The sequence below is a fragment of the Neorhizobium sp. LMR1-1-1.1 genome (genome assembly GCF_040675795.1).
Taxonomy (GTDB): Bacteria; Pseudomonadota; Alphaproteobacteria; order Rhizobiales; family Rhizobiaceae; genus Neorhizobium; species Neorhizobium cellulosilyticum.
On the sequence record NZ_JBEGHE010000100.1, the window covers coordinates 1 to 255 of the forward strand.

Genomic DNA, 255 nt, shown 5'->3' on the forward strand with positions numbered 1-255 from the left:
GCTTATGCCATTGCACTCGACGACCGATTTCCGACCGGTCTGAGCCCACCATCGCGCGCCTCCGTTACTCTTTCGGAGGCGACCGCCCCAGTCAAACTACCCACCATACACTGTCCCGGATCCGGATGACGGACCGCGGTTAGACATCCATGACGATAAGGGTGGTATTTCAAGGATGGCTCCACGAAGACTGGCGTCCCCGCTTCAAAGCCTACCACCTATCCTACACATGCCGACACGAATGCCAGTGTAAAG

Annotated in this window: 1 rRNA gene; it reads right to left on the reverse strand. The window is 57.3% G+C overall.

The annotated features are described in order from the left end of the window. A 23S ribosomal RNA gene (locus MRBLMR1_RS29970) occupies nt 1–255 on the reverse strand; the annotation flags it as partial.